The organism is Kribbella sp. NPDC050124 (genome assembly GCF_044460355.1).
Taxonomy (GTDB): domain Bacteria; phylum Actinomycetota; class Actinomycetes; order Propionibacteriales; family Kribbellaceae; genus Kribbella.
In genome coordinates, this window is sequence record NZ_JBITJU010000043.1 from 28,505 (window position 1) to 39,207 (window position 10,703).

Annotated in this window: 7 protein-coding genes; 3 read left to right on the plus strand and 4 right to left on the minus strand. The window is 67.8% G+C overall.

Annotated elements, in window-relative coordinates:
* Positions 1 to 91 precede the first annotated feature (91 nt).
* From ACIBL3_RS45430 to ACIBL3_RS45440, 3 genes are all read right to left on the minus strand, one after another.
* Entirely contained in the window at positions 92 to 652 is a 561-nt protein-coding gene (locus tag ACIBL3_RS45430) for a hypothetical protein (protein WP_396360263.1), read from the minus strand.
* Positions 653 to 836: 184 nt separating this feature from the next.
* Positions 837 to 1,376: a dihydrofolate reductase family protein gene (locus ACIBL3_RS45435; protein WP_396360264.1), complete on the minus strand. Its 540-nt coding sequence runs from the start codon at positions 1,374 to 1,376 to the stop codon at positions 837 to 839.
* An 11-nt stretch (positions 1,377 to 1,387) separates the two neighbouring features.
* Positions 1,388 to 1,951, minus strand: coding sequence for an NADPH-dependent FMN reductase (locus tag ACIBL3_RS45440; protein ID WP_396360265.1), 564 nt, complete (start codon positions 1,949 to 1,951; stop codon positions 1,388 to 1,390).
* Positions 1,952 to 2,059: 108 nt separating this feature from the next.
* On the opposite strand from ACIBL3_RS45440, the gene ACIBL3_RS45445 reads away from it, so the two are divergent.
* Together ACIBL3_RS45445 and ACIBL3_RS45450 are read left to right on the plus strand one after the other, a co-directional pair.
* Positions 2,060 to 5,092 (plus strand): BTAD domain-containing putative transcriptional regulator, encoded by a 3,033-nt coding sequence (locus tag ACIBL3_RS45445; protein WP_396360266.1) that lies wholly within the window; start codon positions 2,060 to 2,062, stop codon positions 5,090 to 5,092.
* Positions 5,093 to 5,172: 80 nt separating this feature from the next.
* The gene (locus ACIBL3_RS45450; protein ID WP_396360267.1) at positions 5,173 to 6,684 is read left to right on the plus strand and encodes an LLM class flavin-dependent oxidoreductase; all 1,512 of its coding nucleotides are present in this window, start codon (positions 5,173 to 5,175) and stop codon (positions 6,682 to 6,684) included.
* Here the strand turns inward: ACIBL3_RS45450 and ACIBL3_RS45455 are convergent.
* Positions 6,677 to 7,303 (minus strand): DUF6308 family protein, encoded by a 627-nt coding sequence (locus ACIBL3_RS45455; RefSeq protein ID WP_396360268.1) that lies wholly within the window; start codon positions 7,301 to 7,303, stop codon positions 6,677 to 6,679. The genes ACIBL3_RS45450 and ACIBL3_RS45455 overlap by 8 nt on opposite strands.
* A 218-nt stretch (positions 7,304 to 7,521) precedes the next feature.
* Here ACIBL3_RS45455 and ACIBL3_RS45460 point away from each other — a divergent pair, with 218 nt between their 5' ends.
* A complete protein-coding gene (locus ACIBL3_RS45460; protein ID WP_396360269.1) occupies positions 7,522 to 10,620 on the plus strand; it encodes a DUF6531 domain-containing protein in 3,099 nt (1,032 codons plus the stop codon).
* Positions 10,621 to 10,703 lie beyond the last annotated feature (83 nt).

Sequence of the window (10,703 nt, forward strand, 5' to 3'; positions counted from 1 at the left end):
TCGTCTGTGGTGCGCACGTCGTCCTCGCGGGTGTCCGGCGTCAACACGTCGTCGTCGCGGAGGTCCGTCGTACGGCGGTCATCCTGTGCACTCATGCTTGCTCCTTCACGTCAGTTGTGGGCGTGCTGTCGGCCAGCAGTGCCTCGACCAGATACCGGTACGCGGTGACGGCCTGGCGGAGTTCCTCGGTGTCGGTCTCGCCCTTGGCCTGGGCCACCGCGACCCGGTGCGCGTCGCGGTAGTGCGCGGCGACCTCCGGGTGCTCCACCGAGATGTCGCTGACCCGCTGGTCGAACTCGTCGACCGGGTAGCCGGACTCGCGCATCATCCGTACGACCAGTTGGTCGGCGTCGGCGACGGCGGCCGCGGGCTGGTCGACGAAACTCTGCTGCACGTGAGCCCACTCGGCCCGGTAGTGCTCCGCCGACTCATGGCTCAGCGGGGTGATGTCGAGCTTCGACACGCGGCGTTGGCGCTCGCGCAGTTCGCGCTCGGTGCTGCGCCGGTCGCCGGACTCCTCGAGCGTGTGCTCGTACTCCGGGCCGAACCGCTGCTGCAGCTCACCCGAGCGTCTGCGCTGGTACATGAACAGCAGCGCGGCCGCCGCGACCACCACAACGACGACGATGACGACTGTCAGGACGGTATCCATCAGACCTCCAGTCCGAATTCACTGTGCAGACCTGGCGATCCGGTGAACGGGTCGCGAGGACCTTAGGCAGGCGGTCCCCAGCGCCGCCTCACATCCCCGAGACCGAGCCGGTACCCACACAGTGCGCGGACAAGCATCCAGCCGGCCACCGAATGACTTCGGTGACCGGCTGGGGCGTGACGGATCAGGACTTCGGGGCCAGCTTGTGGACGACGATGCCGGACTTGAAGGTGGTGGTGCCGAGCAGCTCCAGGTGCGTGATGGCGATGTCGACGTCGTCGAACAGCTTCGCTCCACTCGCCAGCACCGGAAAGATCCAGAAGTGGTACTCGTCGACCAGCTTGTGCTCCAGCAGGGTCTTCGAGAACGCACCCGTGCCGTACTTGATCAGGTCACCGCCGTCCTCCTGCTTGAGCTTCCTGACCGCCTCGGCCGCGTCCCCCTCGAGCGCTCGGGCGTTCCAGGTGAACTCGGTCAGGGTGCGGGTGGCGACGTACTTCGGCATCGCGTTGAAGTTGTCGGTGAACGGGTCGCCGCTGCGCTGCATCCAGGCCTCCGCGAAGCCCTCGTAGGTGACCCGGCCGAGCACCTGCGCCTCGACGCCTTCCATCAGGCCCTGCGAGTAGGCGGCGTGCTCGTCGTCCCAGTAGGGCGGCGAAAAGTCCTGCGGGTTGTCGATGACGCCGTTGGTGGTCATGAAGGTGGACTCGATCAGCTTGCGCATCTTCTTCTTCCTTACTGTTGGTAGGGGCGTGCTGTGCGTGCATCCAGGAGTGCTCGGGCCCACCAGACGAGCTGGTCGAGCATGAGCTTGGCCTGGGCCTCGTAGCCGGCCGACGGCCGTGGCCAGTCGCCGTCGGCGGTGAACTGCTCCCAGTAGCAGGGCAGTGCGACCGTGTGACGGATGGTGACGGCCTGGAGCTCTGTGAAGACCTGCCGCAACTGGGCTGTCGCGTACAGGCCGCCGGTCTCCCGGCCGTAGCTGACGATCGCGACCGGCTTGGCGTTCCACTCGTCGTAGTACCAGTCCAATGCGGTCTTCAGCGGCGCCGGGAAGCTGCTGTTGTACTCCGGGGTCACCACGGCGAACGCGTCCGCCGTAGCGAGCCGCGGAGCCAGTACGGCGACCTCGGCGGGGGTCTCGTCGTCGGTGTCGGGCAGTGTGGTCGGCAGGTTCGCGGTGGCGAGGTCGATCAGGTCCACGTCGAACTGCTTGTCGGCCTGGCGGGCGAGCCAGTGGGCCACGGTCGGTCCGAACCGCCCGTTGCGGGTGCTGCCGATGATCACTGCCAGTCGCATCTGCTGCCTCCTTTCTGATGACCCAGACTCTGCCGGAACCCGTTTACGGTTTCTTTCCGGTCGGCTTGGGTGGCGCCGTAAGGCCGGTACGGCGGTTAGGGTGCGGCCATGCGTTTCGGGGTGCTGGGGCCGGTCACTGCCTGGACGGACGCGGGGGAGCCCGTCACCATCCAGGGCCTGAAGGTCCGTGCCCTGCTGGCCGACCTCCTCGTGCACGAGGGCCGCCCGGTCCCGGCCGACCGCCTCATCGACGACCTCTGGGGTTCGCAGCTCCCCGGCAACCCGGCGGGCACGCTCTCCGCCAAGGTGTCGCAGCTACGTCGTGCCTTCGAGGACGCCGAGCCTGGCAGTCGCGCACTGGTCAAGTCCGGCCCGGCCGGGTACTCGCTGACCGTCGACAGCTCGTCGTACGACGCTCTGGCCTTCGCGGACCGCGTGGCCGCCGGACAGCTGGGCGAGGCGCTCGCGTTGTGGCGTGGACCGGCGTACGCCGACTTCGCGGACGAGGCCTTCGTGGAGACAGCTGTGGCCCGGCTGGACGAGCAGCGGCTCAGTGCGGTCGAGGACTGGGCCGACGCGCCGGTGGATGAGCTGGCTGCGCTCGTTGCCGAGCATCCGCTGCGTGAGCGGCTGCGTGCGAGCCACATGCGCGCGCTCTACCGGAGTGGTCGGCAGAGTGAGGCGCTGGACAGCTACGACGAGCTGCGGCGGCTGCTGGCCGAGGAGCTGGGTCTGGACCCCAGTCCGGAGCTGGTCGCGCTCCACCAGTCGATCCTGACGCAGGAGCTGCCTAGCCGACGCTCCAACCTGCCGGCTCAGCTGACCGAGCTCATCGGTCGCGCTGAGGCTGTCGCCGACGTCAGCTCGTGTCTGGCGTCTTCTCGGCTGGTGACGCTGACCGGGCCTGGGGGCGTGGGCAAGACCCGGCTGTCGTTGGCTACTGCTTCCGAGGTCGCCGACCGGTTCGCCGATGGAGTGGTGCTGGTCGAGCTGGCGGCGGTGACTCCAGCTGCCCTGTCGGTCAGCAGCTCGTTGACGGACGCTGTGCAGGCAGCTCTGGATGTGCGGGATGTCGCTGGACCACCGGAGACCGTGGTGGAGCGGCTGGCCGCCGTGATGGGCTCTCGGTTGCTGGTGTTCGACAACTGCGAGCAGGTCGTCTCGGAGGTCGCTGAGCTGACGGACCGCTTGTTGGCCGGGGCTCCGGGGCTGCGGGTGTTGGCAACGAGTCGCGAGCCCCTAGGACTGGCCGGCGAGGTCGTGTGGAGCGTGCCGACGCTCGACGTGCCTTCGCGCGATGACGGGCTCGAGGTGCTGAACGAGTGCAGTGCGGTGCAGCTGTTCGTTGCTCGGGCGGCGGCCGCATCGCGTGACTTCGCTCTGTCGGCTGAGAACGCTGCCGACGTGTCTGTGCTCTGCCGACGGCTGGATGGCATTCCGCTTGCTTTGGAGCTTGCTGCGACGCGCGTACGCGCTCTTGGTGTGCGTGGACTGGTTGCCCGGCTGGACGATCGCTTCCGGCTGCTGGCGACCGGGCACCGTGGGGCTGCGCCGCGTCAGCAGACGCTGCTCGCGATGATCGATTGGAGCTGGGAGCTGCTCAGCCCGGACGAGCAGGCTGTGCTGCGGCGGCTCGCCGTACATGCGGATGGATGTACGGCGGAGGCTGCGTCGGTGGTGTGCGGTTTCGACGTACTCGATGTACTGATCCGGTTGGTGGATCGGTCGCTCGTCGTCCCGGTGCAGGGAGTGGAAGGGCCTCGATACCGGCTGCTGGAGTCTGTGGCGGCGTACTGCGTGGAGAAGCTGCGCGCAGCGGACGAACTGGAGTCCGTGCAGCAGCGGCATCTGGAGTACTACACGTCCTTCGCCGAGGAGGCTCGGCCGCACTTGTACGGCGGTGCGCAGGGTAGGTGGTTGCAGCTACTCGATGAGGACGCGGCCAACCTGCGGACCGCGCTGGACCGGGCGGTGGCCACTGATCAGGTTGAGTTGGCTGAGCGGCTCGTGGACGCACTGGCCTGGTACTGGTACCTGCGTGGACGGACCGCCGAGGCTCTGCGGTCACTGGAGGCTGTGCCGAGCTCAGCGCGTGCGGGTGCTTGGCGAGTCGGGTTCATGTACGTGCAGGGCGACAGTGCTGCTGCGGCAGAGCGGGACCGGTGGCTTGAGACGGCAGATGCTCGTGCGCAGTGGTGGATCGCCTTTGCTGGCAGCGATGTCGGGGACCTGGTCACCTGTCAGGCGCTGCTGGAGGTCGCGCTGAAGACGTTCGAGGCGGACGGTGACCAGTGGGGGATCGCAGCCGTGCTTGCGGCGCGTGCCAAGCACGCACATGTGCGGTCCGACGTCACGGCGCTGCATGCCGATGCTGCTGAGAGTGAACGCATCTTCCGGGCGCTGGGGGACCGGTGGGGTGTGCTGCAGGCGACCAGTTGGCTCAGTGCACATGCAGAGTTCGTCGGCGACTTCGACAGAGCAGCTCAGCTGCAGCGGGAAGGCGCGCAGCTGGCTGAGGAGCTTGGACTCTGGCCGGAGCTCGCGGGGTCCCTGGGGATGCTGGGCTGGACTGAGATCAGGCAGGGCAACTACGAGGCCGCTCGCGCACATGGCGAACGTGCACTGCGTCTGGCGACCGAGCAGGATCAGCGGTCGACGCAGGCCCTCGCGGAGATCGTGCTGGGCTATGCGGCTCGCCGTACCGGGGCACTGGACGAGGCAGAGACGCGTCTGCGCGCGCTGGTGGATGCTGCGCGCAAACAGAAGGATCCTGTTCTCTACTTGTCGATGGTGTTGACCGAGCTTGCGTACGTCGTGGAGCTGCGCGGCGATCCTGTGGCGGCGCTTGAGTTGCACCTCGAGGCGTTCCGCATCTCGGAGGAGTACGAGTCGGTGCGCGGCATGTGCTGGTCGCTGGAGGGCATCGCTGCCTGTCTGCCGGACAAACGCGTTGCGGCCCAGCTCCTGGGTGCGACAGACGCGACCCGCGCCGCTGAGGGCTACCTGGTCACTCCTGCCGAGTCCGGCGACTACGACCGTTCTGCGGCGGCAGCCCGTGCTGTGCTGGGGGACGAGGACTACGAGCTCGCCCATGCCGCCGGGACCACCCTGTCGCCGGAACAAGCCTTTCGCCTGCTCTGATCTCTTGTAGATATTCTGTCCTTGAGATTATTGGTGCGCCGAAGTAGTTTGGTGGTCCCACAGACGGTGAAAGGTGAACCATGGACTACGGCCACGAGCTGGTCTTCGGCACGTTCCTGACCCCGGCGGTCGACGACCCGGCCCGAGTGGTCGCGCTGGCACAACTGACCGAGCAGGTCGGCCTCGACCTGGTCACATTTCAGGACCACCCGTACCAGCCACGCCTGATGGACGCCTGGACCCTGTTGTCCGTCGTCGCCGCCCAGACCCAGCGTGTCAAGGTCGCGACGAACGTCGCCAACCTCCCGCTGCGCCACCCGGTGGTCCTCGCCCGCAGCGTCGCCACCCTGGACCTGATCAGCGGCGGACGGGTCGAGTTGGGGCTCGGTGCCGGCGGTTTCCTGGACGCTGTCGCTGCGAACGCTGGTCCGCGCCTGACCGCCGGGCAGAGCATCACGGCGCTGGAGGAGGCCATCGCGATCATGCGCGAGGTGTGGACGCCGGAGGGCGGTGGCATCCGCCTCCCCGGCAAGCACTACACCGTCGCCGGCGCCAAGCGTGGTCCGCAGCCTGCACACGACGTCGAGATCTGGCTCGGTGCCTACAAGCCGCGCATGCTCGCGGTCACTGGGCGGCTCGCCGACGGCTGGCTGCCGAGCAGTGCGTATGCCGGTCCCGACGAGCTCGCCGCGATGAACAAGATCATCGACGAGGCCGCTGTGGAGGCCGGACGCGACCCAGCGTCGGTACGGCGGCTCTACAACCTGTCAGGCCGGTTCGACGGTCGCGGTGGCGGCTTCCTGCAGGGGCCAAAGGAGCTGTGGGTCGACCAGCTCGCCGAACTGACTCTGGGCGAGGGGATGAGCACGTACATCCTGGGCTCGGACAATCCGGACGACATCCGCCGCTTTGCCGAGGTCGCCAGTGGTGTCCGCGAGGCTGTGTCCGCTGCTCGCGCCGGTGCGGTCGTTGAGCGCGCTCCGGTTGTCGAGGGTGGCTTCGGTGTCGTGCCGACTCCAGCTCCTGCGGTACGACGAAGCGCCGTACAGGTGCTGGATGAGTCGGAGCGGCCGACCGGGCCGGCGTCGGACCCGGAGCGGACGTACACGCCGTACCAACTGCAGTCTGGTCAGCACCTGATCGACGTACACGACCATCTGCGTGCTGAGCTCGAGCAGATCCGGGATCTGGTGGAGCAGGTAGCTGCCGGCTCGATCGGTGTCGGGCAGGCGCGGTCGCACATCAACACGATGACCATGCGGCAGAACAACTGGACGCTGGGGACGTACTGCGAGTCCTACTGCCGACTGGTGACCACACACCACACGCTCGAGGACACTTCACTCTTCCCGCACCTGCGGCGGGCCGATCCGGCGCTCGCTCCTGTCGTAGACCGGCTGGAGGAGGAGCACCGGATCATCCACGACGTACTGGAAGGCGTGGACAAGGCGTTGGTCGCGCTGGTTGACGGGTCGGGCAGCATCGACGGTCTGCGGGCCGCTGTCGACCTGCTGGACGACACGCTGCTCTCGCACCTGTCCTACGAGGAGCGGGAGCTGGTGGAGCCGCTGGCGCGGCTCGGGGTCATTTAGCCTCGCCGAGCAGCGACGCGAGGATGTCGAGGAGGCGGAGGGTGGGGACTTCGCCGAGCAGCCGCGCGGCCGACGTGGCCGGCTCGGCGATCAGGCGGACCTGCAGCAACTTGAAGTCGCGGACGTTGGCCGGGTTGACCAGGTCGTTGTGCACCGCGGTCAGGAACTCGGCGCCGGCCGACGCCGAGCCGTAGGTCATCCGGATGAAGCTGTCGGTCACCGGGTAGAGGAACGGCCGCTTCAGGTGCAGCAGCTTGGACTTCTTCGCGTGCCCGAACCCACGGTGGCCGGTGAACTTGTCGTCCAGCGCCATCGCCGCCTCGAACAGCGCGCTGCCCGGCGTCGCGTCCTCCAGCCGCGCCTCGACCGGGATCGCGGCGAGCTCCTTCTCCGCCTCCACCTCGAGCAGCCACGGGATGTCCATCGCGCGCAGGTCGGCGCCGATCACCATCGTCCGGGCCAGGTCCTCGAGCGTGATCCGGTTCGGGTCGGACCCTCCGATGCACGTCATCCCCGGCAGACCGTCGTAGTACTGCAGCACGGCGCCGTTCGTCTCGGCGTACAGCCGTAACTGCGCAATCGCCTCGTCGACGACGATCTTCCGAGTACCGATGTTCATGAGCCACACCCTCACACTCTCGGTGGCAGACCCGCCAGCAGGCAGACCATCATCCGAACGTTTTTCCTGACTACGTTCCCGCAGATCGTAGGCGACACCCCGCTCACCCACACGCCAGGGTCACTTCCCGTTATCCACAGCCCGTAATCATCCGCTCCACAGAGCCCACAATCTCCATAAACTCTCCGTGACAGCCCATCAACCGAGCGGAGGCGACCATGAACCCTGTCCGGCGATTGCTCGCCCTACTCCTCGGTGTGCTGCTGGTGATCCCGCTTGCTGCAACGGCCGACGCCGCGCCGCCAGGCACGTGTGTGCACGTCGACGTCGCTGTGACCGCCGGCGGTGAGCTCCTGACCAAGGGCCCGCAGATCGCGCACGACGGCGGCTTCGCCCACGCCGGGACCGGCCAGACCTTCACCTTCCAGGCGCGGACCTTTGCACCGTCAGGGAACATCTGCGCCATCCAGCTCACCGACCTCCGCACCTGGAAGGCGACCGCCTGGCCCTGCGAGAACTATCGGGCTCCCAAGCCGGCGCGGACCCAGTCACTGACCTGGTCGGTCACGGTGCCGGTCGACTGCGCGCTGACGAGCTCGCCGGGGCTGCTGGGTGCATCGCTGACCAACGGCAAGGGCTCGGCGAGCGGCAACGTGATGATCTACGCGGGGGCACCGGGGTTCGCGCTGCCGGACTTGCAGGCACGCGGTCTCTTCGGGCCGTTCGCGCTGCAGTCCGACCCGGTCAACTCGTTGACCGGCGCACTGGTCGCTTCCGAATCAGATGCTTCGGTGAACGGGCTTGGCGTCCCGCTGTCGGTGACGCGGACGTACAACTCCAACGACTCGGCTGCCGGTCCGCTCGGTCGCGGGTGGCGCGCGTCGTACTCGGATCGGCTGACGTTCGACGCGCGTGGGGCGCGGTACCTGGGGTCGGACGGGCGGGAGATCGGCTTCGATCGGCAGGGGACGGGGTTCGTGGTCGAGCGCGGGGTTGCCCGCTTCCGCCTGGCGCGGATCGGCAACGAGTACGTGCTGACGAGTTTCGACCAGCTACGGATGCGGTTCTCGCCGTCGGGGGAGCTTGTCTCGATCCTCGACCGGAACGGTCAAGGTGTCGTGATCGAGCGCGTCTCCGGCCGGGTGGCGACCGTGACGAATGGCCGACGTTCGTTGTCCTACGACTACAACGAGGTCGGCCTGATCTCGTCGGTCCGCCTGTCAGGGCCGGGCGTCGAGCCACGGACCGTGCGGTACGAGTACGACGACGGCCGGCTGACCGGGGTCACGTCACCCGGTGGAGTTCAGACGCGGTACGCGTACGTCGACGGTCGCCTGCAGTCGGGGACCGTCGGAGACTCGGCGAAGCCGTCCTTCGTGACCGAGTACGGCGCTGACGGGCGGGTCACGGCTCAGACGGACGCGAAGGGCGGCAAGTCGACCTGGTCCTGGGACCCCGCCGGGATCCGCGGGACGTCGACGATGACCGACCCGACCGGCGGGAAGTGGATCAACGAGTACGAGCGGAACTGGCTCGTTCGCCAGGTCGACCCGACCGGCGCTGCGGTCACCTTCCACTACGACTCGGCCGGCAACCTCATCCGCGTCTTCGACAGCCTCGGCCACGGCGCACGCCACGCCTACGACGCCCTCGGCCGGGTCGTCTCGTCGACAGACGCCGATGGCAACGTGACCCGCCGGTCCTACAACGGCTTGAACGACGTGGTGACGACGACCGACCCGCTCGGCCGCAGTACGACGTACTCCTACGACGACCGCGGTAACCCGGTCGGGGCGACGTACCGCGGTCGGATGTCGAGCGTCGGGTATGACGGCCGAGGTCTGGTGACTCGATCGCGCGATCCGCTCGGACGCGTCACGCGGTTCGCGTACTCCGAGGACGGCGACCTCGTCAGCATCACCGATCCAGGCGGACGAGTCGGTCGCTATGAGGTGGACGGCTGGGGTCGGCTGATCAAGGCGACCTCACCTCGCGGTGGCGTCAGCACCTACACATACACGCCGGACGATCAGCCGCTCGAGCAACGCGGACCGCTGGACGTCACAACGCGACAGACATACGACGGCCAGGGCCGGTTGGCGACCGTAGCGGATGGCCGGGGCAACACCACCCGGTTCCGGTACGACGACACCGGCGCTCTGGTCGGCGTCACCAGACCATCGTTGCCGGAGGCCACCGCCACCTTCGACGCGTCCGGTCGCCTGACCAAGCGCGTCGACGCGAGCGGCCGGGAGCAGACGTTCTCCTACGACGCCGCCGGCCGCACGGTCGACACGACCTTCGGTGGTCGTACCTGGCGCTTCAGCTACGACAAGGCGGGTCGGCTGATCCGTACCACCTTGCCTTCGGGCAAGTCTGCGTCGTTCACTCTCGACCCGCGTGGCGCGATGACCAAGATCGCGTACTCCGACAAGACCCCGACCGTCAGCTTCACCTGGGACGCGGTCGGCCGGCGGACCTCGATGACAGAGGCACTCGGCACGACCCGCTTCGGGTACGACGCCTTCGACCAACTGACGTCCGCCGGCTCGGTCGCCTACCGGTGGGATGCAGTCGGCAACCTCATCGGGCGAACCGCAGCCGGGCGTACCGAGACCTACACCTGGGACGCTGTCGACAGGCTTTCGTCGGCAGCGGTCGACGGGAAGCCGCTGGCGTCGTACCGCTACGACCCGCGCGGCACGATCACGACAACCCGCCCGGGCGGCCTCGTCGAGACCCGCTCGCTCGACCTGCGCGACCGCACCACCTCGTTGACGGTGACTCGTGGTGGCAATCCGGTCCGCTCGATCACCTCCTCGTACGACGCCGCCGACAACGTGGTCCGGACAGGCGACTCGGTTGCGGGCAAGTCGTCGTACACCTATGACGCCCTGAACCGGCTGACCGGGGTCTGCTACGGCGTCGACGAGTGCACCGACGACGCCCAGGACTTCATCCGCTACGACTACGACTCGATCGGCAACCGCACCTGGGAGCGACGTCCTTCCGGGAGCACGTGGTCGTTGTACGGCCCTGGCAGCGAACTCCTCGCATCCATCACCGCGCCCGCGACGTACCCGCTCGACCCGCCGAAAGCCCAGGCCTACACCTACGACCCCGACGGCAACCTGACGTCCGACGGCACGACCACCTACACCTGGTCCGCTGCCGGCAAACCCATCACCTCAACCACCGGCACGGCCAAAACCACCTACACCCACACCGGCGACGGCCGCCGAGCCACCTCCAGCACCGGTGCCCAAACCACCACCTACCTCTGGGACCCCCTGTCACCCCTGGGCTTCCCCTCGTAGCGTGGAGACATCGCCTTTAGAAGGTGAGGGTGATGGCTGAGGCGCGTAGGAAGTTTGATGCCGAGTTCCGGCAGGGTGCTGTT

Coding starts and splice junctions, on each gene's coding strand:
- ACIBL3_RS45430 (WP_396360263.1), bottom strand. CDS start 652: ATGGATACCGTCCTGACAGTCGTCATCGTCGTCGTTGTGGTGGTCGCG.
- ACIBL3_RS45435 (WP_396360264.1), bottom strand. CDS start 1,376: ATGCGCAAGCTGATCGAGTCCACCTTCATGACCACCAACGGCGTCATC.
- ACIBL3_RS45440 (WP_396360265.1), bottom strand. CDS start 1,951: ATGCGACTGGCAGTGATCATCGGCAGCACCCGCAACGGGCGGTTCGGA.
- ACIBL3_RS45445 (WP_396360266.1), top strand. CDS start 2,060: ATGCGTTTCGGGGTGCTGGGGCCGGTCACTGCCTGGACGGACGCGGGG.
- ACIBL3_RS45450 (WP_396360267.1), top strand. CDS start 5,173: ATGGACTACGGCCACGAGCTGGTCTTCGGCACGTTCCTGACCCCGGCG.
- ACIBL3_RS45455 (WP_396360268.1), bottom strand. CDS start 7,303: ATGAACATCGGTACTCGGAAGATCGTCGTCGACGAGGCGATTGCGCAG.
- ACIBL3_RS45460 (WP_396360269.1), top strand. CDS start 7,522: ATGAACCCTGTCCGGCGATTGCTCGCCCTACTCCTCGGTGTGCTGCTG.